The sequence below is a fragment of the Peteryoungia aggregata LMG 23059 genome, assembly GCF_030814435.1.
Classification (GTDB): Bacteria; Pseudomonadota; Alphaproteobacteria; order Rhizobiales; family Rhizobiaceae; genus Allorhizobium; species Allorhizobium aggregatum.
This window is the reverse complement of the sequence record NZ_JAUSUW010000010.1, coordinates 25,170-49,165: the sequence shown is the minus strand read 5'-3', so window position 1 is coordinate 49,165 and position 23,996 is coordinate 25,170. Positions and strand designations below refer to the sequence as shown.

The window sequence follows — 23,996 nt, the reverse complement described above, 5'->3', positions numbered from 1 at the left end:
GCGGGGTTACTTGAACTTCTTCGGCACACCGATGAGCCGATAGCAGAGAAGGACGGCGGCTTGCTCGTCCGTGAGGAGGGGCAGGATCGCATCGTGGATGCGGTCCCGGGGGAAGCGAGGGTAGCAATCGCTTCGAAGGTGGGAGAGGTCATCGGGTGGCAGGAAGTCGAAGAACTGGGCCTGATGTGACGGCGCTGGGCCGTCGAATATCGGGCGCTGTCGTGTCGACATCTGGCCATTGGGAAGGATGAGGACTTCGTAACGCTTGATGTTGGCGTCGTCGTCCTTCCGCATTGGTACCCAGAATTTCAGCCTGTCCCCGGTAAACTGATGGGCATACGGCCCATAGAGAATGCCGGTTGCCATGGCTCAGCCGAGGATGGAGAGCCAGCCCCGGACCTCATCGGAACCGGTGAGGGGAGGGACGCATTCGTGCTGGAGGAAGTGCGTCCGCTTGATGAGATCGCGGACAGCCTGCTCGCCGCCTTCGTCCAGTGCTTTGATGACCGCATCGCGCGGGACGGTGTTGCCATCGGGGAAGGTGTGCGTCTCGCCCTCGTGGATGACGGTGGTGCCGGCGTCGAAGCCGCCGCCTCTGCCGAAGCTGATCTCGCAGGACAGGTGCTTGCGGTCTCGGACGAAGGGCTCGATGTTTTCTAGCTGGCCGCTGTCAACCTCATATGCTTCCGCTTCGATCGGGTCTTCGGTGGCGATCGCCTCCTTGAACAGGGCCATCGCCTCCTCGTTGGTGTCGAGGTTGGTGTCGAGCGCCAGCGCTTCGATCAATTCCTCCGCCTCTTCGATCGACTGCAGGCAGCCGCCTAGTCTCAGGTAGACAGACACTCTGTCGCCCATGGTTGTGTCCTTTCATTTCATGGTGATCGCTATGCCGATGGCCTCGGCCATGGCTTCGGGTGGGAGCGCGGCTTCCATCTCGTCAGTCCATGCGGGGGCCGGGATCATCGGGCCGTTGCCGGACCTCTTCGCTTCGAGGGTGCGGGTGCGCAGGTCAAAGACCAGGAACACCCGCTCCGTCCGTAGCCTGTCGTAGAAGGCCCACTCGATTCTGTTCGAGAACCGAGAGGCGATGTGCTGATACAGGAAGCGATCGGTCACGCGAGGAAGTCGGCGACCTGATCGAGGATGGCCTTGGCCTCGGCTGCCACGCTGCGGCGGAGGTCGGCGCTGCTGCGGAGATCGTCGGCGTCGTGCTCGGCCAGCGGCTTGAGCTTGTCGGCCATGGCTGCGAGCTGCGGGTCGCCAAGGATGTTGAGCGAGGGCAGGATGCCGATGAGATCCCGGACGTTGCCGACGAGGGAGTCGCGGAACTGGCCCTCGGTCTTGTCGCCCGGCTTGGCGGCGGGCTTGTAAGCGTTGAGCCTGTCGACCATGCGCTCGGCCACGTCATGCACCCGGCGGTAGATGTCCTTGATTGCGATCGAGGTGGCCTCGGTCACGGTGTCCTCGATCTGGCGGCGGATCAGGTCAGCCTGGGCCTCGGTCATCTCAGCGCGGAAGTCGTTCGAGGTCGGTACCGGCAGGACGTTGGTCGACATCGAGAACTTGGCGCGCAGCTCAGCCTTGGTGGGGTAGTCGTTCTGATCGAACATCGAGCCCAGCCGCTTCTTCGCATCGTTCACATGCTTGTCGTAGTCGGCGAGGAACTCTTCGACCTTGTCCTCGAACTGCGCCCGCTGCTTGCGGATCCAGCTGGTGTGGTTGAGGTAGGCATCGGAGGACATGACACGCTGCCCGTCGTCGAGCCACGGCAGGGTGCGTTCCAGGAAGCCGGAGCGCGTGGCGCTGACCACCTTGGTGATGCCGGCGAGGGCGTCGGGTGGCAGCAGCAGCTTGTTGACGCGGGAGGCGTCGGCCGCAGCGCTGTGCTTGTCGTTGACTTCCTTGGTGATCGCCCGATCGAGCCGCCGTCCGGACCACTGGCTGATGCTCAGCGAGACGAGGAGCGCGCGGGTCGAGAGGGTGGCGGAGGTCGAAACGATCTTGGTCATTGCGTTCATGGGTGCAGTCTCCTGTGTTGTGCCATGGTTGGCGGGGTCAGTTGATGAGGGTCTTGGCGATGGCCTCGGCCACCTCTTCCTGCGGGGCTAGGTCGAGCATGACCCGCAGGAATTTCTTCGGAAGGTAGGCATGCCACTTCCATGGCTCGGTGGGGTCGGTGTGATCATCGCGGCATCGAGTGCCGCCGACCTCCCGCGTGTCGCTGATCCAGACGAAGAACAAGCGGTTGCGGTAACGCCCAGCCGGGCGGAACACCCACTGCTGCATGTCATCCGCGCCGGGCACGAGGCGGGCTCTCGTCGACAGCTCCTTATTGTAGACGAGCAGTTGTTTCAGGCGCTCGTCTCTCAATAGATTGCCTCCCCGTCCTCATCGAACTTCATCTCTTCGAGATACTGGTCGATGACCTCGTCGGAGGTGAGGTGCTCGTGTTCCTCCTCGAGCAGGCCATACATCCAGTCCATGAAGCGGCGGAGGAGGTCGCTGACCTCGGTCTCGAATGCCTCGTCGTCGAGGTCGAGCTTGGTGCGGAGGCCATCGAAGACCATGTGCTGCAGCTCGTTGCCTTCCTGGATATGGATGGGCATCGGCAGGTCGATGTCGTAGCTCACGCTGTTGGAGTGATAGTACCGGCTATTGTGCTCGACCTTCACGCGAGCTTCGGGGATGAGCTGGTTGCACCGCTCGGACAGGTGGGCCAGGCCGAAGGCGATCTCGTGCAGATCGGCGTCGTTGGGGGCGTGGCCCATCACCTTGGTGAGCGAGGCGAGCGGATCTTTCTCGGGGTACCAGTTGCCCTCGAAACAGGCGCCGTCACCCTGACACCAGAAGCCGGAGAAGTAGATGGCAGGGACGCTCTTGTTCTTGCCGTTCATGAGGGGCACCTGCTTGGTGGCGATGCAGATCCCCATCATGTCGGCGATCTTGTCGAAGTCCTCGTAGCTCGAGTCCCACCAGCCATCGTCGGGGTAGTTCTGGCGGTAGTTGTCGCGGGCCTTCTCCTTGGCCCGGTCGGACAGTTCGTCGAAGCTGAGCTCGGTCTGCTTTTCCTCGTCGTCCGGGATGGCGATCGATACTGCGATGTTCATGGTGGTCTCCGGGGGCGCATGGTTGCGGGGTCAGCCGAGGTAGGCGTCGCGCGGGGTGAGGTCGAACTGCTTGCCGAGTTCATAGGTGATCTCGGTCGGGGTCTGGCCTGCCTCCATTGCGGCGGTGATGTGCTCGGGGTGGTCGGACACGAGGTCGCCGTATCCCCACTGGCGCTCGGCCTCGGCGCGGCAGGCCTTGATGTAGTCGTCGGCCGTCATCTCCTCCTTGTGGAAGAGGCGCTTGCCCGGCTCGACCGTGGCCATCTCAGCCGTGATCAGGACGTTGACCAGCTCGTCGATGTTCGGGTCGTAGCGGCCATTGTTGTACTGGTTGTCATTGAACAGCGCGTTCCAGTCGAGGTGGCGGCAAACATCGGGCACGAACTCCCAGTCGTAAGCGCCGGTGAACTCGTAGCCGAGAGACTCCATGTGCTTGAAGGCGCGGTCGCAGATGTCGCCGGCTTGGACCGCGACCATTCGCATGGCTGACCATCCGAACCCTTCGAGCAGTTCCTTGTAGGGTTCCTCGTCGCGGCTCTCGATGATGTGCTCGAACACGCAGAGGGCGCCCTCAACCTGGGCATAGTCGAAGCTCTGGGTGTCGGCGAAGCGGGCCTTCTCACCCTTGTCTGGGTAGACGTCGCCGGGCTTCACCTCATGGACGAGGCCGATCAGGTCGACCTCAGCGGCAACGTCGGCGGCGAGATCCTTGGTGATCTGGGTGGCGATGTCATGGGTGGCGGTGGTGATCTTGGCGCGGACGATAACTTCGCCGATGAACTGGGCCATGGGTGTCTCTCTTGTGCATGTTTGCGGGTAGTGGGGGGCGCTTCCCCTTGCGAGGGCAGGCAGGGAAGCGCGTTGTTCCTGCCGGTGGGCTACATGGTTCACCTCCTGTTTAGTGGGACGATAGACAGCCGCATGGGGCAACCGTGTGGGGGCACGGCTGCGGCTGAAAGGGTTAGAGCTTTTCCCAGGTGGGGCGACCGTAACGACGCGGCTTGCCGCTCTTCCAGACCACAAGGATGCCGGTGTTGCAGTAGGTGCCGGACTCTGCGAACGAGCCAGCGGGTAGGTCTGACCATTCTGCGCCGAGCTTTTCCATCAGGTCGCGGAAGGCGATCGACTTCTTCGTCTCGCGAAACTCGGTGCCCGCCGACATGATGGCGACGAGCTGGCCCTCAGGTTTCAGGAACTCGAAAGCGTGCATCACATGGTCTATGTCACGCTCGCGGTCGAACGGCGGGTTCATCACCACTCGGTCGTAAAGGCGGGACGGGTCGGGCTTGACGGTGAGGAAGTCAGCGCAGGTCACCCTATTGTAGATGCCTTCCGCCTCCAGCTGGTGGGCCAGGTGCGGCTGGATCTCGATGCAGTCGACGGCGTGGTCGAAGCGGTGGTCCTTGAACTTCTCGCGCTGCCACTCTGCCAGATCGTTGCCGACGGTGGCTGCGCGGCGGGCCAGTTGGCCGGTGCCGGCGGACGGTTCGAGGATGCGCAGGCGATCGTTGGTTGCGGACTGCCAAGTGTTGAGCTTGCGGAAGACTTCTTCGGCTGCCGCGTCCGGCGTGGGGAAGAAGCCATAACGCTTGGCGGGTGTGGTCTTCACATCCTTGAGCGGATCGGCTTCCTTGGTCATGCCATCGCCCAGCGTTTCCCCGTAGTGCTCGGCGAGGATCTTGTTGATCCTTTCCACCAGATCCTTGCGAGTAAACCAGAGGTGGGCGTTGCCGTTCATGAAGATGCGCACCTTGAAGTATGCGTTCTCATGCTCAGACCGGGCGCGTTCGAAGTTCCGCCGCTCGCGATAGATCTTATTGGCAATGCCGTAGAACCCGGCGTGATCGGCGTTCCCCTCCAGCACTCGGAACGCCCGCTCGACGTCACTCAGACGGTCGGCGCGGTCGCTCGTTGTACTGAAGTAACCGTCGCTGTTGCAGAGGTAGTCGAGGATCATGCGTGAGCCGACCTTGAACCCGTCGTGTGAGCGGAAGCGGCGGTCGAGCTTCGAGAAGACGTTGACGATGCCGCGCCGGAAGATCATCTCCGCGTCCGCCTGAAAACGTTCGAGCGTGGCATAGACATTCTCGGGGGTGACCTCGGGAAGCATGCGGTCGATCTCATCCTGATTGATGATCTCGCCATCTCGGCCGCGGCGCTCGGGGACATACCGCATCTGCGATCGAAGCTGATCCTTCGCTTCCTTGTCCATCAGGTTTTCAATGCCGGTGTGCTGGATCACATGGGTCCACACGGTAACGTCGATCAGGCGCTTGGCTGTGCGCAGGTAGATGTCGCGATCGGGCAGGCTCACCGCATTCGAGAACGACTCCACCTCCTGATTGAGGTTCGAGTAATAGCCGGGCTTGCCCGGAGCGGCCCCTTCCCAGAGCTTATGGGCTTGGCGGATGGCGTCGGACGCCTCCTCGATCTTCTCGAATGCGTTGCTGAATTGCTTGATTGCTTGGTCGCGGAAGGCGCAGATCTGCTCGACGGTTTGGCGGGTGACGATAGCGTTCATGGTCATGCCTGCTCCGAATAGGCGGAGCGCTCGGCCCACTCGATGATGTAGCCGGCGCAGGCGGCGAGGGCTGCGGCCAGGACGAGGACGAGGATCGCCACCATCAGGACGAGGGTGCGAAGCGGGGCGGCGGGCGGTGCCTTGGTCATGGGCTCGAGCCGGACGACGGTCGGGCGTCCCTCGACTTGAAGGCGGGCGGGCAGGATCTCAACAGGCATGGGTGTTTCCTCGTTTGCCATGGGTGGCGGGTTAGGCGGCGCACTCGAACAGGTCGGGTGTCTCCGGGCAGTGGTAGGAGAGGGTGCCGAGGGACAGAGCCTCTGCGAACGGGTAGAAGGCATGCGGGACAGAGGCGACGATCTCGGCGAACTCGTCGGGGTGGTTGACGCGCCAGTGTGCGACGGCCTCAAGGTCATCCTCGATCCAGTCTGCAAGCGGCTCGGCGCGGGCCTCGGTGCGCTCAGCCTCAAACTTTTTCCAGTCGACGGCGTTGCTCCAGGCGCGGTGAAACTCTGACTCTTCGGCCATGGCGGTGGCGCACTGGTTCTCGATCTCCTCGACGCCGTAGAGGGGCAGGCAGGCGGTGAGCAGGCGCCAGCAACTGTTTTGGCACCAGTCGGTCAGCGGGGAGGCCAGCTCTTCGTCGGGGTCGTGGCCGTCGTCGTCGATCAGCTCGCGCAGGCGCTTGTGCCAGTCGATGCGGGACCGGATGAAGAGCAGCTCGACCACGGGCAGGGGGATGGTCGCGTGTATCCAGTCGGTCTGGGTGGTGTAGTTGCCACGCGCGGAGGTGAAGGTCTTGAGCTCCAGCCCCACGGTGTCGCGGTCGTAGGTATGCGGCACCATGGTTTGCGTCTTGTAGCAGTAGCGGGTGCCCTCGGTCGGGACGGACAGGCCCATGGCCTCGCCGAGGATCGCGTCGAACGTCGGCACGAAATCCTTGGCGATGGCCTCGCGGGCGGCATGCTGGTCGGTGACCTTCGACAGGATCTCGTGGAGCTTTTCCGCGTCGAGGCGCAGGCGCTCGGGCCACCATGCCTCCTGCTCCTTGTCGCTCTTGTCATGGTTTTCGGTGCGGTACTCGACGAAGGAACTCTCCTCGTGGTCCAGCTCGTGCGACCAGACGGTCTCGTAGAACCCGGAGAAGGGCAGGCGCACGTCGAGGCGGGGCGCGGCGGGCGAGGTGTCGATCATGTCGGTCTCCATGGGTGCCATAGGTGGCGGGTCAGTCTGGGTCGGGCAGGCCGACCTTGGTGATTGCGAGGATCGGGACGGCTGCGGCGGGCGATGCCTGCACGGCGACCATGCGCGCGGTGATGAAGCGGTCACCGCTGCCCGATTTGACGGCCATCGCCTGAACTTGGCGATCCAAGGGGGTGCTGTGTTCGCGCGGGTCGTCGAGATACATGGTCTCTCCGGGGCGCAGAGCGGCGAGCTTCGAGGCCAGGGATGTGGGGCTCTTTGCGCGGGTCTTGGCCATGATCATGCGGCGGGCTGGCAGGCGGACGGGTAGGCGACGGCGAGCGCGGCCTCGAAGGTCAGGCGGGTGCGCTGATACTCCTCATAGGCGGCGCGCAACGGGCTGCCCTCTTCACCCTGGGCGCGGTCGGTGTAACGGACGTCACCGGCCCACTCGCGAGGGTAGGCGGCGCGGATCTCGGCCATCCAGCGCTCGTCAGCGGCGGCGTGGGCGGCGTGGGCGTCGTTGAAGGTCATGGGGAGTCCTTTCGCAAGAGTGATGCGGCGGTGCAGAGGGCGATTTGTTCGGGGGTGAGCTTGTCGATGTAGGGGCGGGCGCGCGGTCCTGTGATGGGATTGCATCCGTGCCCGTATCGGCCCGTGTAGAGGGTGAAGCCGCGATCCCGGGGGTCAAAGATGATGTATCTGTTGCTCTCTCGGTCTTCGAACCCGACGAGATAGCCGACCCTCATGTTTTCGATGGCGGTGAAGGCCATGGGTCACCGGATCGAAATCGAGAACGTGAAGGCGACGGGCTCCGCCACGCGGCCGATCGGCAGGGGGCGGGGCGTGGGCTTGCGACGGGTGCGCGGCTTGGCCGGTTTGGGGCGGCGAGGCGGCACGGGGGCGAGCTTTGGGATGTATGCGGCCCACTCGTCGACCACGGGCGCAGGCGCAGAGGCCACGGGCGCGGATTTGACGGGGTGCGGGGCGCCGAAGGGCTTGCCCGTGTCAGCGACCGTCGGGGCGGGCGCGAGGCGGACGATGGCGAAGATAATCAGCGCCATGGTCGTGATCGGGGCGGGGCGGATCACGGGCGCATCCACCGGACTTCTGACGGGGCCAGGACGCGGGTGCTGGTGCGCGTGGCGGAGGACTCGTCGCGATCCATGATGATTGCGCCGTCGGTGGACAGCATCGCGATGGCTTGGCCATTGGCGAGGGCGGAGCGGCGCATTGCGCCTTGCCATGTGCGGACACCGAGGGCGGGGGCGGCGGCTTGCCACTGGGAGATGGTGCGCACGGCGGGGGATTGCGGGTCGAGGCGGACCATGGCGCACCTCAACCGATCGAGGACAGGCGGAGGCAGGGGGTGCCGTCCTCGGCCAGAAGCGTGGCGGCATAGGCCAGCCGGTCGGATGCGCGCGGGAGGGCGAGCGAGACGAAGGCGTCGAGGTCGAGGTCGAGGCCGTCGTCATAGTGCGGATCGAGCAGGGGCGCGACCTGACGGTGACGGTCGTCGGGGGCATAGGCGGACTTCACCCGTGGCATGGGGCGGATCTCCTTTTTCGCATGGTTGCGGGTTAGCGGGCGGCGAGCGCGTAGACGATACGGGCCAGGCCTTCGGCAATGGTGCCGACGGGCGTGTCCATGAGCAGGACGAGGGCCATGATCGGCAGGCAGGCGAGGGCGAGCGAGACGGACGGATGCGGGGCCATTGGTCACCACGTCGCGGCGGCGAGGGCCGGAAGCATCCGGCGACCAAGCAGGGGCGCAATGCGACCGATCAGGTACGCACGGGCGAAGGAACCGCACACGATGCCGGACTGGCGGCGGTTCTCGACAAGCCAGCGTCGGGGCGCGAGGGGGCGGATACGCATGGGGGTGGATCTCCGTTGGGGCATAATTGCCGGGGTGGCCGTGCGGCCATGGAAAGGCGGGGCAGAACCCGCCCTTGCATAGGCGCACGAAAGGGGGCGACTAGCGCCGCCCCCCCTGTATTACCGTGAACCGGTCCCCCTTTCAGGCTGCGACCAGATCGAGCTGCGGGGCTTCCTGCGTTGCGACCGGGGCAGGCTTGGCCGGGGCCTTGGCCTTGGCCGGGGTCTTCGCCGTGGCCTTGGCCTTGACCATGTCGACCACGACGGCGCGCTTGTGGTGCTGCAAGAAGGCAGCCAGCGCCTTGGCAAGGGCGAGATCTTCCGGCGTGGCGGCTTCATCCTTGATCGTCTTCGCCGCCGCGTTTTCCAGCCGTTCCATGAGGGTCTTCGCCGTCTTGTCGCCGCCGGTCTTCGCCGCCTTTTCATAGTCGGCAGGTGCGACGGACTCCGCCCCCGGAAGATCCGACTTCTTGCCCTTGGCAAAGGCGAAAACCCGTTCCTTTGCGTCATAGGTCACCTTGCCGTAGGCCACGGCCCACAAGACCAGACCGCGCCGATAGTTGGCCGGGGTGACGGACAGAAGGCCGTTCAGGTGGACGACGTCCGAATGCTGCTCGACATGGTGAAGGCAGGAAGTCGCAAGCTGATGTTCACGTTCCTTGAACGTTTCGACCTGAGCCGCGCGGCCCTTGATAGCCGATGCAAGAGCCTTGCCGGTGATGATGGTGAATTTCGTCATTGTCGTTGTTTCCTATGTGGCATGATTGCCGGTTGAAGCCCTTGGCTTCCCTAAGCCCACGGCGCTAACCGTGGGCTTAAGACTGTCAAGGTCACCAGTTATGAGGCTTCACCCCCCTTTCATTGCAAATCCGGTTCGCTTCCCGCTTGCCGCTAACCGCGACCTTTTCCGCATTGTTGAACGCTTCCCCGGTGCAAGGTGCATCGCAGATAGTGAGAACAAAGCCGCTTTTGGTCTTGTTTAGATAACCGATCATTTCCGTTTCCCTTCGTTTCAACGCCTAAACCGCCTAACCGGCTTAGGTCTTGAAACGTGAAAGACCGGCCAGATTGCTCTAGCCGGTCTTAGAAACTTGTTGCACGTTTTGCCGATTGGTTTCCGTTCTGCTCAATTCGATACGTGCTAACGAATTGTTCACAGAACTATCTAGCCGCGGCTAGGGACTTCCCTATGTTGAAAGGCGTTTTTTCGAAACTTCAAAAGGCTATTGCCTGCCCTGTATTGCCAACCGTGGTTATCTATCTTTCCGTCAATCATCTCGCTTGTAGTTCGCATTTAGAGCGAACGTCAATACCCTGTATCTCTTCACAGGTAAGGTTGCCTATACAGTCACCGCCGTTCAGCCGGTTAATGAACCGGCCTTATCGTGTCTTCCATATAGATCTCAGATCCGGAACATTTGATAATGTGCTATTATTAAGTCATCCCGCTACATAGGGACCGCAAAGCTAACTTTGCCAATGACCGGTGCATTGATACCCAAGTATCTAACCCGCCTTTTCACTCAAGAGGAAAACCTTACGGCAAACCCCCGTCACTACATGGCGGATCTGAGACCCTGATACCTGCTTGTCAAAGAACCCAAACCGCAAGGCCGAAACCCCGGAACCGGTTTGTCAGTCACCAAAATTTCGTTTGGCTTGCCCCCTTCATAAATGCGGTATGCATTGCCGTCAATACGTTTCGCTTGAAAAACATACGTAACGAATTGACCGAGAACCTAAGCACCTGATTTGATTGAAATAAATCTGCATGCTTGCTACACCTGAAAGCCAGCCAAGCCAAGCCAGAAAAGCCAATGAAAACAGGCAGGCAATCGCCAGGTACGCTAACCGGCCTCTATTCAGATTGAATTACCCTATTCGGCAAATCACCCAAATCACCCCGCATTAGCAGGTCTAAACCCGCCGGATTTAGCGCCGTTGACGTTTCAACCGCCGCGAGTCTAAAAGCGAATCAATAACGGCGAATCTCGACTAGAAACCGCCGCCGATTCTCCCCCGACATTGCCAAGCCTGCCGCCGCATAGCGTGGCCACGGCGCACCATATCCAGCCCCTGTCGGTAACCCCGGCGGGGGAAGGGGGAAGCCGTGGCCAGATCCTGCCAGCCGACAAAGCCCCGGCGGGGGTGCCCAGAAGAGGCAGGCAATAACCCGCATAGCGTCGCCAATATCTGCCAGCCGGTGACAGCTGGCCAGCACCTGCCAGCCCTTCACAGTCCGCCGCTTGTCTCCGCCCCCCACGGGGGGAAGGAAGGGGGAAGCCGTGCCGATAGGCAGGGAAGGGGGGAAGCGTACCCCCGGCCATGTCCTGCCGCCTGCCTGCCTGCCTGCCGTCGGTCTAGCGTGGCCACGTCCTGCCAGCCTGCCAGCCTACCGCCTGCCTGCCTGCCGTCCACCCCTGCCAGCCTGCCGCCGGTCACCCCCTGCCGCCGCCTGCCGCCATGGCCACGCCTGCCGCCTGCCTAGCCTGCCAGCCAGCCCCCGCCACCCCTGCCGCCCATGGCCCGCCGCCCCTGCCTACCCCCCGGCGGCCTTAGGTTCTTCGCCCCCCAGACCCCCCGACCGCGGGCGAGCGGCAGCGCAGCATTTGAGCGATTTCGGTGTTTTCAATTTCAGGCTTCCGATTCCTGGATCCGGGGCCGGCCGGGCGAGGAATGGATTTGCTCAGATCGCGCAACGAAATGGGGTGATGCCACCGGGCGGATAGAAACGAAATTCCAATAGGCCACCGGTACCGGGGCGATCTGTAGAACAAACCGGTCGTTTGGTGGGTGGCCGGTTGCATGCCGATGGAGGGCTGAAACGTGTACGTTGTACGGAGCGGCTCCAACCTTTTGCTGGTCACCAGGATGGCTCGAGCTGCAGAGCAGTTGGCATCCCCCAGAGCGCAGCGAGAGATGTACCGGGGCGTTGTCGACGCCGGCCGAAAAATGAAGACGGTGGTCCAGAAGACGGTCACCAAGCAGATGAACCTCAAGGCCGGTCAGTACCAGTCCTATGTGGTGGCCAACACCCGGGGCGTCGGTCGGCAGGGCATCCTGGCTTACGACATCTTCTCGGTGAAGGGCGGTATCCGGGCCGAGAACTACAAGGGCCTCCGGTCGGTCGCTGTTAAGTCCAGGCTAAACAGCAAGATCCAGATCAGCGATCGAGGCTCGGTCAGGTCGGACGTCTGGAACAACCCACGCATCTTCAAGCGATCGTTCGCAACCAAGGGCGGCTTCTACATGATGCGCTCCAGGGAGGCGGGGGTGAAAGCCCCTCGAGTCCTTTGGACCCATGACAGCCGATCCTGGCAGCCTCGATCGGCAAGAGGCCGGTTCGCATCGACGGGCACCGGGCCGAAGTGGGGCAAGATCCGCCGGCTGTTTGGTCCGGCTCTCCGAGAAGAAATCCCAGATGGCGACTCCGCCTCGATCTTCATGGCGCAGGCTCCGGCCGTGCTCGAGGAGGCCGTGACGAAGCGCATCACCAAGCTGATGAGGTTCTGATGGCGAAGGCGCCAGCCCCCAAGACGAAGCCGAAGCCGAAGGCCAAGGCGGCGAAGGCCATCCCGGTTGCAGAGCAGATGCTCTCTCAGATCGACATGGCGGCGGTCCTCAAGATCTCGTCGCGCTTCCTTCGAAAGCTGCAGAGCGACGGGGTGATCACCGCCGAGAAGGGCAAGTTCCATGTGGCCAACACCGTCCGGGCCTACTGCGATTTTTTGAAGGACGGCAGCGAAAAGAAAACCGGTAGCGCCAGCATCGACAAACTCAGGGACGAGAAGACCCTCGAGATCCGGATGGCCCGTGCCCGCAAAGAGAGGGAGCTGATCCCGCTCGAGGAGGCTGACGGCGTCCTCCAGGAGATCGTGGGTGACTTCAACGCCTACCTGTCGGGCTTGCCTGCCGAGATAACAGGGGTGCCGACAGAGCGGCATAGGCTCAATGAAATCATCGATCGAGGACGGCTCCGATTGGCAGATCGCCAAATCAAACGTCTCCAAACTCTTCGAGTCGGCAGCGAGGCTTCTGAGGCCGAGACCGAGGACTAACCCGGTCCAGTGGGCGAGAGAGAACCGGACCTATCCTTCGACATCCGGCAAGCCCGGCCCGAGAGAGCCGAAGGTCACGCCCTACATGATCCCGTTCGCCATGGCGGTTCATGCCAAGACGCACAAGCGCGCCGTCATGGTTGTGTCGGCCCAGTCGGGCAAGTCTGAAACCCTGCTCGACATCATGGGTGAGCGCCTCGACACCTCGCCGGTACCGATGATCTATGCCGGCCCGTCCCGCCAGTTCCTGGTGGAGCAGTGGGCTCCGCGCATGGAAGACCTGATGCAGAACACCTGCCTGGTCGACCGGTGCGCTCCGAAGAGCAGGCAGAAGGTAACCCGCAAGCTGATCAACGGTGTGCCGGTTCGTCTGGCCCACGGTCGATCCTCGACGGCCCTCAAGTCCGACCCGTTCGGCCTGGCGCTGACGGACGAAGCCGACGAGATGATGGCGCAGCTCAACGGTCAGGGTAACCCGATCGGCCTGATCGACGCCCGCGGCGATAGCTACGCCGACTTCGTCCATGCCATCACCTCAACCCCGAGCTTGGGGAGCACCGATGTGGAGCGCGATCCCGAGAGCGGTCTTGAGTTCTGGGCCGACAGCGACCCGGAGGAAATCCAGTCGGTTATCTGGCGTCTCTGGCTGACCGGCACGAAGTACCATTGGGCATGGCCGTGCCCTCACTGCGGCGAGTTCTTCATCCCGAGGTTTCAGTGCCTGGGGTGGGATAAGCCGGTCGACGAGCACGGCAGAGAGATGCCCTCCAGCGCCTCGTTGGCCAAGCGCACGGCTCACCTTGTCTGCACCAACGGGTGCGTGATCAAGGAGAACGACCCGGTCACCGTGACCAACTCGAACTACCTCGCCAAGGAATGGATGAACGAGCACGGCGTCTACGTCGCGCCCGGTCAGAAGATCCTGCCCGGTGGGATTGTCGACGGCCTGCCGCCTGAGAGCACCACCATAAGCTTCTGGGTTTCAGGTCTCTGCTCTCCCTTTGTCTCGTGGGGTGAGCGCGCCTCACGCTACGTTGAGGCCGTCCGATCGGGTGATCCGAACGCTATCCAGTCCGTTAAAAATCAGGGCTTTGGCGAGCTTTACTCACCCGGCGGTGGAGCGGTTCCCGAGTGGGGCGAGGTCATGGACCGCGCGCTGCCGGACTACCGCATGCGGGAAGTGCCAGAAGGTGTCCGCCTCCTGACGCTCACCGCCGACGTCCAGAAGGACCGGATCTATTACACGGTTCGAGGGTGGGGAGCATTCGGCACGTCCTGGCTGATCGACGCTGATCAGCTGTACGGCCCGACCGAGGAGCTCGATGTCTGGAACGATCTGGCCCAGGTGGTCACCGGCACATACGACGGCCTGCCCATCCGGCTCGCCCTCGTCGACTCCGGCTTCCGCCCCGGCAAGAAGTTCCTGGTACCGGAACACCGCGTCTACGCCTTCGCCCGTCGGTTCCCGAACCTCGTCCGAGCGACGAAGGGTTCGTCGACCACGATGCGGAAGCCGATCGTCAGCAGCAAGATCGACGTGAAAATCGACGGCAAGGAGTTCAAGCAGGGACTCGAGCTACTCCGCCTGGACACCGACTATTTCAAGTCGTGGGTCCAGCAGCGGGTGAGGTGGCTCGACGATCAGCCCGGAGCTTGGCACCTGCCGGAGGACATCACCGAGGACTACTGCCGGCAGATCGTCTCGGAAGCCCGGACCCGTGCCCCTGGGGGCAAGGTCAAGTGGGTCCAGAAGGCGAGGGACAACCACTACCTCGACTGCGAGGCCATGCAGGGCGCAGCCCAAATGATCCTCAACCTCGGCAAGCTTCGAGACGGGCCGGCTAGACGCCGCGCGCCGGAGCCCGAGCCACAGCAACAGCAACAGTCCACTCCGCCTCCCGCCAAGCGAAAGCCTGGTGGGGGCTGGATGCAGGGCAGCGGGAGTATCTGGGGATGAGCAATCCTTTCCTCGACGAACTGTCGCCGGAAGAGAAGCAGGCGTTCCTCCGGGATCTTGCCGAGGCCTACTACTCCGGCGCGTCTCGTGTCCGCTTCCGAGAGCGTGACGTCACGTATCGGTCGATGGACGAAATGAAAGCCGTGCTGGACGAGCTGACCACAGCCGTTCGCGGGAAACGCCGCAAGCACGTCATCTTCACCACATTTTCAAGGGGGCGCTGATGGGGAATCCCCTTGATAAGCTGATCGGTTGGTTCAACCCGGAGGCCGGCGCAAAGCGCATGGCGAGCCGTCGGAAGATGGAGTTGCTGGGTGGCACCCGTGGGTACGAAGCGGCCAAGAACGGAAGGCTCAGCAAGAACTGGGGCAATTCGCGCGGTACAGCGGATAGCCACGTTGCCCGTGACGGGGCGACGCTTCGTGCTCGATCGCGCGATGCTGTCCGCAATAATCCGCTCGCGGCAAAGATCGTAACCACCCACGCCGACAACCTCGTCGGCCCCGGCATCATGCCTCGGGCCAAGACGGGGAACCCGACCTGGGACCAGTTCATCGACCAGCTCTATGCCGAGTGGGAAAAGGTGGCGCACGTTGAGGGCACCACCGGAGCCAACGGCTCGGTCTACACCCTCGCTCGAATGATGGTGCAGGACGGCGAAGGCTACCTGCGCCGCCGCCGTCGTCGCCTCACCGATGGGCTGCCGGTCCCCCTGCAGATCCAGGTGCTCGAGACCGAGTTCTGCGACTGGAACAAAAACCAGCTGCCGAGCAACGATACCAACGCGATCGTCGATGGCATCGAATACGACCGCATCGGCCGGCGCCGGGGATACTGGATGTTCCCAGCGAACCCGGAAGGCGGTCGCATGACCTACGGGCAGTCACTCGTCAGCTCCTTCGTGGACGCTGCCGACATCGCCCATATGTTCGAGCCTCAGACGGCGCAGAGCCGTGGCGCTCCTTGGACTTCTCCGGTTCTCAACGAGATCCAGGAACTCAAGGACTACGAGCTGGCTGAAAACGTGCGCAAGCGCGCAGAGGCCTGCAACGTCGGCGTAGTCATCCCCGGCGATGACGACGACCTCGGCGAGGATCCCAACATCGGCCTCGACGAGACCCAGACCGGAGACGGTGACGCCGTCCAGATGCGGGACATCTACGGCAATCCCTATGAGCGGATGGAGCCGGGCATGTTCCTGGTCGCCCATGGTGGCCGGGATGTGAAGTTCAACACGCCTGCCATCTCGGCGGGCATCGAGGCTTACATCCGCACCCGGCATCGCAGCATCGCGGCAGGCGCTCGCCTTCCATACGAGCTGATGACCGGGGATTTCAGCCAGGCCAACTTCGCATCCGGCAAGCTGGGGCTGCTCGCATACCGGCGCTTCGTCACCGACATGCAGTGGCACTTCATCATCCCGCAGGTGATGGAGAAAATCTGGGGCTGGTTCATTCAGGCAGCCAAGGAAGCCGGGAAGATCCCGTTCGACCTGGTCGTCAATGTCGAGTGGGAACCGCCGGAGTTCGACGAGATCAACCGCCTCGACGAGGCACGGGCTGATCTCCTCGAAATGCGCATGGGCAAGCGCTCGCCGCAGGAAGTGATCGGCAAAACCGGTCGCAACCCAAAGGAGGTTCTCAAGGAGTTCAACGAGTGGTTCGCGGAGGTGGACAAGACCACCTCGGGCCTCGTCTTCGACTCCGATCCTCGGAAGGTCTCAGCGCAAGGCCAAGCCCAAATCACAACGCAGAGCACAGGAGACGGCGATGCCGAAAGCTCTTGAGGAAACGATCCGTATTCCGCGGAGCTTCGCTGACGTCGAAGTTCGCAAGGATACGGTCAACGAAGCGGAGCGCACGGTCGAGGTCGTTTGGACGACTGAGCACCCTGTTCGCCGCCGCACCTGGAACGAGGGGGACTACATGGAAGTCCTCGCATGCGACCCGAAGGCGATCCGGATGGATCGGTTCCGGGGTGGCATGTCCCTCCTCGATTCCCACGACAACTGGTCTATGGCGAACCGGCTCGGAACCATCGTCCCCGAATCCGTCCGCATCGAAGGGAAGAAGGGCTACGCAACGGTGAAGTTCTCCCGGAGCGGCCTGGGCGACACCCTTTTCCAAGACCTTCTGGATGGCCACCCGATCCCAATTTCGGTGGGCTACCGGATCCACAAATTCGAGAAAGCCGAGGGCAGCGACAAAGCTCTCCCGACGTTGCGAGCAACGGACTGGGAGCCGCTTGAGATTTCCGCTGTCCCCATCCCGGCGGACCCGAATGCCTACACTCGTTCCGACGACGAGCGCAGGCGAGAAGACAGCTACGAGGTCGTCCTGATCCGTCAGGCCGATGACGAAGTCCAAGAACCCGTCCGCGAAGCGGCACCCACAAAGGAGACCCCCATGAACAAGCGCGCAGCCGCCAAGACCCTCAAGGGCAAGGAACTCGAAGTCCTCGCCCTGGGCGCAGGACTGGTCCGCAACGAGAACGAAACCGACGACGCGCTGAGCAAGCGCCTCCTCGAGGCCTACGACGAGGAAGACCGCGTCCGGGCCGAGGGCGAGGCTGCAGCTCAGCGCGCTGCGGAACTCACCCAGCAGGCTCAGCAGACCCAGCAGACGCAGTCCCGCAACGAGCAGACTCAGCCGGTCAACGGCCTGACCACTGCCGACGTCGACACTGCCGTCCGCGCTGCACAGGAGCGGGAGCGCAAGCGCGCCTCCGAGATCTCCAGCCTCGCTCGTGAAGCCGGCGTTTCCGAAACGGAAGACTTCGTCCGCACGGCCATCTCCACCGGCCAGGACACCGACGCCTTCCGTGCCGCTCTGCTCGATCACCTGATCAAGCGTGAGAACACCGCGCCGACCTTCCCGATCTCCAGCACTCGCGGCATGCGCGATGCGCAGGAAACGACCCGTGGCCTGATGGTGAACGCCATCATGCACCGCTCCGCCCTGACCCAGACGCTGATTGCCGGCGCTGAGCTTTATCGCTCGATGTCGCTGGTTGACATCGGCCGTGAGCTGCTGATGCAGCGCGGCGAAAACTGGCGCGGTGCTCCGGTCGACATCGTGAAGCGTTCGCTGCACTCGACCTCGGACTTCCCGATCATCCTCGGCGAAATCACCCGCCAGACGATGATGAACGCCTACACCCTCGAGCAGGAGCAGAACACGTTCCAGCTCATCGCAAGCCGGAACGTCATGCCGGACCTGCGTGAGGTGAAGGTGCTCGAGATGGGTAACGGCCCCGAGCTCGAGGAACTGACCGAGAAGGGCGAGTACCGCCGTGGCACGATCAAGGAAAGCCAGGAAGGCTTCTCGATCCGCCACTTCGGTAAGATCATCGGTCTCACCGAGGCCATGATCATCAACGACCAGCTCGGCGCGTTCGCGAACGTCATCGCCAACTGGGGCCGTGTCGTTGCTCGCCTCGAGGGCAACATCGTGTGGTCGGTCGTTCTCGACAACATGAAGCTCAAGAGCGACCAGCTGGAACTGTTCCACGCCAGCCGCGGCAACCTGGTCGCCGGTACCGCTCTGACCGAAGCCGCTCTTGTCGCCGGCCGCGTGGCCTTCCGCAAGATGAAGGACATCGACGGCCAGCAGATCTCGATTGCTCCGACCTACCTCTTCGTGGGTACGGACAACGAAGTGCCGGCGCAGAAGCTCATCCAGGGCATCACCTCGCCGACCACTCCCGACCAGGTCGTCCCCCAGGCGGTCAAGTCGCTGCAGCCGGTCTACGAGTCCCGCATCGACCGGAAGTCCTCCAAGGCCTGGTACCTGTTCGCGACCCCGCAGCAGACCCTCGGCCGCGGCCTGCAGTATTCGTACCTCTCGGGCTACGAAGCGCCGCGCACCATGGAGCGCTACGGCTTCGAATACGACGGCGTCGAGTACCGCCTCGACCACTACTTCGGTGCTGGTCTGACGGACTACCGCTTCGGCTACAGCAACCCGGGCAACTGATCGCCTAGCGATCGGACCTGACCACGACGCCGGCTCTCACCAGGCCGGCGTTTTCTTTTTCTTGAAACGGGAGAAACCCCCATGAAGACTTTTGTCCAGCCCGGGAAGACCCTCACCCTGACCGCTCCGGCGGGTGGCGTCGTGTCCGGCAAGTTCTACAAGATCGGCGCGTTCTTCGGCGTGGCCCATCAGTCGGCAGTCGCAGGCGCCAAGTTCGACCTCGAGTGCGGTGGTGTCTATGGCCTCGAAAAGGTGGCCGGCAACACCTTCGCGGAAGGCGCTGACGTCTACGCCACTCCGGCCGGTCTCATGACCTCCGTTGCCTCCGGCAACACCAAGGTCGGCGCAACCACCGCGGTCGCCGCTGCCGGCGATGTGAACGCCCAGGTTCGCCTGAACGACAACTTCTGATCATAGGGAGATCGCGATGGCCATCTTCGACCGTCTTGACCGCATGCTGAGCAGGACGGTCGACAGAACCAACGCGATCTCCTTCGAACTCACCCCGTATGTGTCGACCCCGAATGGTCGGCCCATGCCTGACCCGAACCGACAGGTGATCCGGGGCAAGGGGATCTTCGACTACTTCTCCACCGAGTTCGGCATTCAGCTCGGCGTCCGTAAGTCCTACCGAGAGGCGAACGACCTTCGCTCTCTGCATGCAGGCAGAGACCCGCAGCTATCCGTCGACCGCATCTATTTCCCCATCGGCGTCCAGGAGCCCAAGCAGGGCGACATCGTGTCGTTCCCTGACCGCCCGGAGCTTCCCGAGTTCGACGTGACCTCCGCCCAGCGTGACGGCATGTCGAGGTTGGTTCTGATGCTGGCACAAAGAGGAGCGCAGGGATGACCATCAATCGTGTTCTGACGCGGCTGGCAGCCGTCTGCGCCCTGAACAATTTCATGCAGGCCCCGTGGCCGACACTGGCCGGGCCGAACATCTTCGATTCCAAGATCGAGCCGGTCGAAGACATGGCAGCCGATCGCGCGTTCCCCTGTTGCGTGGTCTACACCGACTACGACAGCCAGCACTGGAACAAGGGTGGCGGCACCTTCAAGGACCGCATGCTGACGGTCACGCTCGAGCTGCTGGTGGTGCAAGCCGCCAAGGTCGAGAGCTCCGGGGAGATGGCGTCCTATTCGCTCGACTGCCCGGTCACTGACCCAGAGATCGAGATCACGCTCGACGCCTTCGAGCATCAGGCCTTGAGGGCGCTGCAGGCTGACAACCCGGCCGCGCAGCTCTTCAACCATCTGAACGTGACCTGCACCAACGTCATCTCCCGCCGTGGCGCGTCGATCGAGGGAGGGCAGCGCTTGGCAGCGCGCCAGATCACCCTGGAAATGAAGTGCCTGCGAGAGCAGGTGACGGGCCTGGTTCATCCCACCGTTGAGACCTTCCTCCAGAGGATGGAGACGTTCAGCGACTACTCCCAGACGGTCGACGATCTCCGGGGCATGATGGACTACATCACGAACGGCCCGGACGGCGAGGTCTATTCCCGGACCTTCGGCTACACCAACAGGGTGCTCGACATCCTCGGCACCCCCAGGAGCCCCGGCGGCGTCCTGCCCCCGAACATCGTGTTCCTGACCCCGACGGGAGGGACACCCTGATGTCGGAGGCGCTTTTCGCTCAGCTGATCAAGCGCCTTGTCCACCTCGAGCGTGTCGTCCAGCGCCAGCAAATGCGGATCAACAATATGATCCGTGAGGCCAAGGTTCTGGAAGTGGACCCAGCCACCGGCATGGCGATCGTGGACGCCCACGGTGTCGTGTCTCCCCCGATCCCATGGCTGCAGCAGGCAGGGGACGTCGTCGACTGGGAGCCGCCCGCGGTTAACCAGCGCATGATGATGTTCTCGCCGAACGGCGACATGGGGCGCGGCTTCCTCCTCCCCGGTGGCTACACCGAGCAGGTGGGGCAGCCCTTCGCGGAAGGGGCCATGTTCGGCCGGGTGATCGGCAACACCAAGCTCACCGGTAGCGCCTCTGGCTACATGGTCGAGACGCCCACCTTCACGATCAAGGGCAACGTCCTCATCGATGGCGACGTCCAGATCAACGGCTCGAGCCTGCGGCACAACGACAAGAACGTCGGTTCCACCCACACGCACGTCACTGCGCCGCCTGGACCTCCGGGCGTCCCCAGCTAAGCGGAGCCCTCCATGGCACAGATCTCGAGCAAGCTGCGAAGCCTGCAAGGTGGCCGGCTGGCCTTCTACTGCCCGGGGTGCCGGGAGATCCATCAGATCACCATCGGGGCCGGACCTGGTCCCCGGTGGCGGTTCGACGGGAACGCGGAGTCCCCGACGTTCGAGCCGTCCATCCACGTCACCTGGAAAGAGCCAAGCAATGTGCCGGAAGAGTTCGACGACGAGTCGAAGGACGTCGCGCACTGCTGCCACTCCTTCGTCCGCAGCGGGCAGATCCAGTTCCTGCCCGACTGCACCCACCACCTCTCGGGCCAGACAGTCGCGCTGCCCGACCTCCCCAACTGACAGGAGCATCCCGTGAAGACTTATTACGCAGCCGTCGAAGGCTTCATCGAAGGCGCCTACCGCAAGGTCGGCGAGTCCGTCGGCAAGATGACCGATGACCAGGCCAAGTATCTCGTGATGGCCGGGCACGTCACCGACGTCGCCCCCGCCGCCAAGGACGAGAAGAAGGACAAGTAAGCATGGCCCGTGTCGGCGTGAATGCGGAGACCGGCCAGCTCATCTACGGCTGGAGCCATTGCGTTCAGTCGATGCGGGAGATCCTCGAGACCGAGATCGGCTTGAGGGTCCAGCGGCGCACCTTCGGGTCAGAGCTGACCAGAATGATCGATCGCCCTCAGAACATCGAGACGATCATCGACATCTACTCGGCCGTCGCCGAGGCCCTCGAGCCGCGAGTGGTGGAAGGGCGCCAGTATGGCGAGCCGGGCTTCGTCCTTCTCCGGACCAGCCTGGACGCCAGCGAGCCGGGGCACGTCATCCTGTCCCTCGGCGGCGTCTTCTTCGAGAACGGCCACCTCGGCGACTACAGCAACCCCACTGAGCAGACGCTCTCGTTCGCGATCACCGACACGGGGTCCGGCATCACAGTCGAGGTCATGCAATGAGCACCACCAGCACCAACGTCGACCTGTCCCAGCTCGCTCCCCCGAAGCTCGTGCAGGAGTTGAACGTCGAAACCATCTATGACGAGATGGTCTCCGACTTCCTCGTCAAGTGGGCAGAGAAGCGGGTGGCCCGGCCCACGCTCCCCGAGATCACGACGCTCAACCTCGAGTCCGACCCGGTCGCCGTCGCCTTCGAGGTGGCTGCGGCCCGTGAGTTGAAGATCAGAGCGCGCATCAACGACGCGGCAGTGGCCCGCCTGCTCGCGTTCGCCACCGGTTCCGACCTTGACCACATCGCGGCCAACTACGGCGTCGTGCGCCTCGTGGTGCAGGCTGCGACAGCCAACACGGCTGCCGTCATGGAGGCGGACGAGCGGTTCCGCCGCCGCATCCTCTTGCGCATGGAGGCCTTCTCCAGCGCCGGGCCGGCAGGTGCCTATGTCTATTACGCTCTGACAGCGGACCCGACCTTGCGGGACGCCTCTGCCATCACGCAGAGCCCTGGCAAGGTGACGGTCACGCTGTTGAAGTCCTATGCCGACCCGATCCCCAGCAACGCCCAGATCGCGGCGGTTGCCCTCGCGCTGAGCGAGGAGGATGCCCGCCCGCTCACCGACATGGTCTCGGTGAATGCCCCGCAGGTGGTCTCAACCCCCATCGTGGCAGAGCTGACGATCTACCCGGGCCCGGACGGCAACGTGGTCCGGCAGAAGGCGGTCGACCAGCTCAACGCCTTCCTCCTCGCCAACGCCTATCTCGGCCGCAACCTGTCGCGCTCGGCCCTGTTCTCCAAGCTTCACGTCGAGGGGGTCATGGGTGCTCGGCTCATTTCGCCGGCACAGGACATCGTCATCGACCAGCGTCAGGCAATCCAGATCTCGTCGGTCAGCGTGACCGTCACAGGAGTTGACACATGACGTTCAAGCCTCTCCACCCGAGCAACGTTTCGCCGCTGCGCAAGACGGTGGAAGAGGCGATGGTCCGGGCGTTCGAAGTCCAGTTCGACCTTCGATCGATCGACGATCCGGAAGTCACTCCCCCCGACTTCGTTCCCTTCATTGCATGGGGCGTGTCCACGGATCTCTGGGATCGCAACTGGCCCCTGGAGCGCAAGCGCGCGGTGGCCAAGGCATGGTTCCGCCTGCACTCGAAGAAGGGAACCCTGGCCGGCATCCGGGAAGCGGTCCGCTACTTCGACTCCCTTGTCGTCGGCGTTCGCCGGCCACCGGATGCAGCCTACCCAGACCCGACACTGACCAAGGTCGAGCGTGAAAACTACCTCGCTCGGTTCAAGCAGCTCCGCTTCTATTCCTACCGGGAGAGGGGGATTGCCCAGTTCGGCGCCTACCTCTGCAGCGGCTACCGGCTTCCCCGGCTATTCCCGGGCGGCAAGGCTTTCCCCTTCGTCTCGGATGCAGCAACTCGAGTTGGACCTCGAGTCTTTGTCTTTGACCCGGAGGTGGGCCGAGAGATCCCGGTGCGCCGTGTCCAGCGCACGGTGGAGCTGGAGGAGAGAGGCGCTGTCGTCTTCGACGAAGTGGATCTCCCCGGCTCGGCAGGGGTCGCTGCATTCGTGGGGGCACCGCCCAAGGCTAAGACCTACACGGTCGATACAGGGGCCAGTGGGCGGCGCTACTCGGTCGAGATGGACACGACCTATCTCGAGCAGATCAGCGAATACCACCTGACCTCTGTTCTGCCGACCGAGGATCCCGTCTCTGTCCGCCCCCGCAAGCAGTATGTCCGGGGGCAGCGCAACATCGGCCAGCTCTTCCCGGCGGCGAGATCTGTTAGGCCCCAGTCGATCAACCGACCCGACGACGGGATCAAGCGGACATTCCTGCCGGCCACGTCCGCAGGGCTGCGCATCTTCGATCAGATCTTCCTGCACGACAGGGACCGGCAGGTCGACAAGCGCGGGGCTCGAACCTTCATCGGCGCTGTCCGGCTCGGCATGCCGCCTTTCCACGCGAGCCTGAAAATCCAGTCGCAAGGGAGGATCTCCCGCTTCGCCGTCCAGCAGTTCGTCAACGGGTTCTTCGTGAAGACCAGCAAGGCGAAGCTAACCAACACGATTGAAGCGGTGCGGCTCTCGAAGTCGCTGCGCGACAAAATCAACGTCACCGCCAAGACCATGAGGCCAGCCACCGTCGCTGACCGCATCTCGATTGGCACAATCAACGTCGACACCTGGGTGTCGGACTTGTGAGGAAC

The 23,996-nt window shown here is 63.2% G+C and carries 34 protein-coding genes; 15 read left to right on the top strand and 19 right to left on the bottom strand.

What is annotated here, in order from left to right; genetic code table 11:
• Positions 1-6 precede the first annotated feature (6 nt).
• The 19 genes from J2045_RS16650 to J2045_RS16560 all read right to left on the bottom strand — a co-directional run bounded on the left by J2045_RS16650 (position 7) and on the right by J2045_RS16560 (position 9,682).
• Complete coding sequence (locus tag J2045_RS16650) at positions 7-366, bottom strand: hypothetical protein (RefSeq protein WP_307374772.1); 360 nt, start codon at positions 364-366, stop codon at positions 7-9.
• A gap of 3 nt (positions 367-369) precedes the next feature.
• Positions 370-855: a hypothetical protein gene (locus J2045_RS16645; RefSeq protein ID WP_307374770.1), complete on the bottom strand. Its 486-nt coding sequence runs from the start codon at positions 853-855 to the stop codon at positions 370-372.
• A 12-nt stretch (positions 856-867) separates the two neighbouring features.
• A complete protein-coding gene (locus tag J2045_RS16640; protein ID WP_307374769.1) occupies positions 868-1,116 on the bottom strand; it encodes a hypothetical protein in 249 nt (82 codons plus the stop codon).
• A complete protein-coding gene (locus J2045_RS16635; RefSeq protein WP_307374767.1) occupies positions 1,113-2,018 on the bottom strand; it encodes a DUF3150 domain-containing protein in 906 nt (301 codons plus the stop codon). The genes J2045_RS16640 and J2045_RS16635 overlap by 4 nt, the downstream gene beginning before the upstream one ends.
• Positions 2,019-2,055: 37 nt before the next feature.
• Positions 2,056-2,370: a hypothetical protein gene (locus J2045_RS16630; RefSeq protein WP_307374765.1), complete on the bottom strand. Its 315-nt coding sequence runs from the start codon at positions 2,368-2,370 to the stop codon at positions 2,056-2,058.
• The gene (locus J2045_RS16625; RefSeq protein ID WP_307374763.1) at positions 2,367-3,107 is read right to left on the bottom strand and encodes a DUF8835 domain-containing pootine; all 741 of its coding nucleotides are present in this window, start codon (positions 3,105-3,107) and stop codon (positions 2,367-2,369) included. The genes J2045_RS16630 and J2045_RS16625 overlap by 4 nt, the downstream gene beginning before the upstream one ends.
• A gap of 30 nt (positions 3,108-3,137) precedes the next feature.
• Positions 3,138-3,896, bottom strand: a complete 759-nt coding sequence (locus J2045_RS16620) for a DUF1700 domain-containing protein (protein WP_307374761.1) — start codon at positions 3,894-3,896, stop codon at positions 3,138-3,140.
• A gap of 172 nt (positions 3,897-4,068) precedes the next feature.
• Entirely contained in the window at positions 4,069-5,634 is a 1,566-nt protein-coding gene (locus J2045_RS16615) for a DUF4942 domain-containing protein (protein ID WP_307374759.1), read from the bottom strand.
• A complete protein-coding gene (locus tag J2045_RS16610; RefSeq protein ID WP_307374757.1) occupies positions 5,631-5,846 on the bottom strand; it encodes a hypothetical protein in 216 nt (71 codons plus the stop codon). Before J2045_RS16610 ends, J2045_RS16615 begins: the two co-directional genes overlap by 4 nt.
• A 31-nt stretch (positions 5,847-5,877) precedes the next feature.
• Positions 5,878-6,822: a hypothetical protein gene (locus J2045_RS16605; RefSeq protein ID WP_307374755.1), complete on the bottom strand. Its 945-nt coding sequence runs from the start codon at positions 6,820-6,822 to the stop codon at positions 5,878-5,880.
• A gap of 31 nt (positions 6,823-6,853) precedes the next feature.
• The gene (locus J2045_RS16600; protein WP_307374754.1) at positions 6,854-7,036 is read right to left on the bottom strand and encodes a hypothetical protein; all 183 of its coding nucleotides are present in this window, start codon (positions 7,034-7,036) and stop codon (positions 6,854-6,856) included.
• Positions 7,037-7,110: 74 nt separating this feature from the next.
• Entirely contained in the window at positions 7,111-7,344 is a 234-nt protein-coding gene (locus J2045_RS16595) for a hypothetical protein (protein ID WP_307374752.1), read from the bottom strand.
• Positions 7,341-7,583, bottom strand: a complete 243-nt coding sequence (locus J2045_RS16590) for a hypothetical protein (RefSeq protein ID WP_307374750.1) — start codon at positions 7,581-7,583, stop codon at positions 7,341-7,343. The genes J2045_RS16595 and J2045_RS16590 overlap by 4 nt, the downstream gene beginning before the upstream one ends.
• A gap of 3 nt (positions 7,584-7,586) precedes the next feature.
• Complete coding sequence (locus J2045_RS16585; protein WP_307374748.1) at positions 7,587-7,901, bottom strand: hypothetical protein; 315 nt, start codon at positions 7,899-7,901, stop codon at positions 7,587-7,589.
• On the bottom strand, positions 7,898-8,140 hold the full coding sequence (locus tag J2045_RS16580) for a hypothetical protein (protein WP_307374746.1): 243 nt from the start codon (positions 8,138-8,140) through the stop codon (positions 7,898-7,900). The genes J2045_RS16585 and J2045_RS16580 overlap by 4 nt, the downstream gene beginning before the upstream one ends.
• A gap of 8 nt (positions 8,141-8,148) precedes the next feature.
• Positions 8,149-8,358 (bottom strand): hypothetical protein, encoded by a 210-nt coding sequence (locus J2045_RS16575; protein WP_307374744.1) that lies wholly within the window; start codon positions 8,356-8,358, stop codon positions 8,149-8,151.
• Between the two features lie 32 nt (positions 8,359-8,390).
• Positions 8,391-8,525: a hypothetical protein gene (locus J2045_RS16570; protein WP_307374742.1), complete on the bottom strand. Its 135-nt coding sequence runs from the start codon at positions 8,523-8,525 to the stop codon at positions 8,391-8,393.
• Positions 8,526-8,829: 304 nt separating this feature from the next.
• Positions 8,830-9,426: a hypothetical protein gene (locus J2045_RS16565; protein WP_307374740.1), complete on the bottom strand. Its 597-nt coding sequence runs from the start codon at positions 9,424-9,426 to the stop codon at positions 8,830-8,832.
• Between the two features lie 91 nt (positions 9,427-9,517).
• Entirely contained in the window at positions 9,518-9,682 is a 165-nt protein-coding gene (locus J2045_RS16560; protein WP_307374737.1) for a hypothetical protein, read from the bottom strand.
• 1,957 nt (positions 9,683-11,639) lie between these two features.
• Between J2045_RS16560 and J2045_RS16555 the strand changes: the two genes are divergently transcribed.
• From J2045_RS16555 to J2045_RS16485, 15 genes are all read left to right on the top strand, one after another.
• Positions 11,640-12,200, top strand: a complete 561-nt coding sequence (locus tag J2045_RS16555) for a hypothetical protein (RefSeq protein ID WP_307374735.1) — start codon at positions 11,640-11,642, stop codon at positions 12,198-12,200.
• Positions 12,200-12,745, top strand: coding sequence for a hypothetical protein (locus J2045_RS16550; RefSeq protein WP_307374733.1), 546 nt, complete (start codon positions 12,200-12,202; stop codon positions 12,743-12,745). The genes J2045_RS16555 and J2045_RS16550 overlap by 1 nt, the downstream gene beginning before the upstream one ends.
• Positions 12,639-14,702, top strand: a complete 2,064-nt coding sequence (locus J2045_RS16545) for a terminase gpA endonuclease subunit (protein ID WP_307374731.1) — start codon at positions 12,639-12,641, stop codon at positions 14,700-14,702. Before J2045_RS16550 ends, J2045_RS16545 begins: the two co-directional genes overlap by 107 nt.
• Positions 14,699-14,926, top strand: a complete 228-nt coding sequence (locus J2045_RS16540) for a phage head-tail joining protein (RefSeq protein ID WP_307374729.1) — start codon at positions 14,699-14,701, stop codon at positions 14,924-14,926. The genes J2045_RS16545 and J2045_RS16540 overlap by 4 nt, the downstream gene beginning before the upstream one ends.
• The gene (locus J2045_RS16535) at positions 14,926-16,488 is read left to right on the top strand and encodes a phage portal protein (RefSeq protein WP_307374727.1); all 1,563 of its coding nucleotides are present in this window, start codon (positions 14,926-14,928) and stop codon (positions 16,486-16,488) included. Before J2045_RS16540 ends, J2045_RS16535 begins: the two co-directional genes overlap by 1 nt.
• Positions 16,472-18,676: a prohead protease/major capsid protein fusion protein gene (locus J2045_RS16530; protein WP_307374725.1), complete on the top strand. Its 2,205-nt coding sequence runs from the start codon at positions 16,472-16,474 to the stop codon at positions 18,674-18,676. Before J2045_RS16535 ends, J2045_RS16530 begins: the two co-directional genes overlap by 17 nt.
• Positions 18,677-18,757: 81 nt before the next feature.
• Positions 18,758-19,087 (top strand): DUF2190 family protein, encoded by a 330-nt coding sequence (locus J2045_RS16525; RefSeq protein ID WP_307374723.1) that lies wholly within the window; start codon positions 18,758-18,760, stop codon positions 19,085-19,087.
• Between the two features lie 16 nt (positions 19,088-19,103).
• On the top strand, positions 19,104-19,526 hold the full coding sequence (locus J2045_RS16520; RefSeq protein WP_307374721.1) for a hypothetical protein: 423 nt from the start codon (positions 19,104-19,106) through the stop codon (positions 19,524-19,526).
• Entirely contained in the window at positions 19,523-20,293 is a 771-nt protein-coding gene (locus J2045_RS16515; RefSeq protein ID WP_307374719.1) for a hypothetical protein, read from the top strand. Before J2045_RS16520 ends, J2045_RS16515 begins: the two co-directional genes overlap by 4 nt.
• Positions 20,293-20,832 carry a hypothetical protein gene (locus J2045_RS16510; RefSeq protein WP_307374717.1) on the top strand — a complete coding sequence of 180 codons (540 nt, stop codon included), beginning with the start codon at positions 20,293-20,295 and terminating at the stop codon, positions 20,830-20,832. The genes J2045_RS16515 and J2045_RS16510 overlap by 1 nt, the downstream gene beginning before the upstream one ends.
• Before the next feature lie 12 nt (positions 20,833-20,844).
• Positions 20,845-21,177: a ubiquitination-like system serine protease family protein gene (locus J2045_RS16505; protein WP_307374715.1), complete on the top strand. Its 333-nt coding sequence runs from the start codon at positions 20,845-20,847 to the stop codon at positions 21,175-21,177.
• A gap of 12 nt (positions 21,178-21,189) precedes the next feature.
• A complete protein-coding gene (locus J2045_RS16500; protein ID WP_307374713.1) occupies positions 21,190-21,354 on the top strand; it encodes a hypothetical protein in 165 nt (54 codons plus the stop codon).
• A 2-nt stretch (positions 21,355-21,356) separates the two neighbouring features.
• Positions 21,357-21,782: a GPW/gp25 family protein gene (locus J2045_RS16495; RefSeq protein WP_307374711.1), complete on the top strand. Its 426-nt coding sequence runs from the start codon at positions 21,357-21,359 to the stop codon at positions 21,780-21,782.
• On the top strand, positions 21,779-22,699 hold the full coding sequence (locus J2045_RS16490) for a baseplate assembly protein (protein WP_307374709.1): 921 nt from the start codon (positions 21,779-21,781) through the stop codon (positions 22,697-22,699). Before J2045_RS16495 ends, J2045_RS16490 begins: the two co-directional genes overlap by 4 nt.
• Positions 22,696-23,991, top strand: coding sequence for a phage tail protein I (locus tag J2045_RS16485; RefSeq protein ID WP_307374707.1), 1,296 nt, complete (start codon positions 22,696-22,698; stop codon positions 23,989-23,991). The genes J2045_RS16490 and J2045_RS16485 overlap by 4 nt, the downstream gene beginning before the upstream one ends.
• Positions 23,992-23,996 lie beyond the last annotated feature (5 nt).